Source organism: Oleiphilus sp. HI0080, assembly GCF_001635135.1.
Genome location: NZ_LWFU01001222.1, coordinates 1 through 519, shown reverse-complemented (window position 1 = coordinate 519; position 519 = coordinate 1). Strand labels below are relative to the sequence as shown.

Below are 519 nucleotides of genomic sequence, written 5' to 3'. Positions count from 1 at the left end.
CCCGTTGTAGTCTGCTTCGGGAGTGAAAGTGTAGGTACCGTCTCTATTGCTGGCTATTATACACTTCTGAGGCTTACGACGATGTACACTTAACTTTGCTGTTTCACCATGATCAACATCCGAAGCGTTAGCCAGCAGTTGTGCTTCAGTTAACGTGACTGCGGTATCTTCGGTTCCTGATGCTAATTTGGCGTCACCACTTACGATTGGTGCATCATTGGTTCCCGTAACCGTGATATTGATTCTGTGCGTCGTACCATCGGCGGACCTGACTTCATAAATCACATCTCGGGTTTCACCCTCTTTCAGTGCCTGAAGCGCAGGGTTTCCGTTGGCAACCCGATAATCCCAGTTTCCGTGACGATCAATATGCAACTCCCCTTGAAAAGGGTCGCTGATGACTTTTTCGTTTCGAACCATCGGGTTTGTTGCAATGAAATGGTCTTGCCCTGCATCCGGGTCAGTGACAGAGAGGGAGCCCATTACCTGGATCGACTGTGCCGAGTCATGCCCAACATT

General features: G+C 49.3%; 1 protein-coding gene. It reads right to left on the bottom strand.

What is annotated here, in order from left to right; translation table 11 throughout:
* Positions 1-519 (bottom strand): VCBS domain-containing protein (locus A3751_RS21415; RefSeq protein WP_197466589.1); only part of this gene is annotated, 519 nt, incomplete at both ends.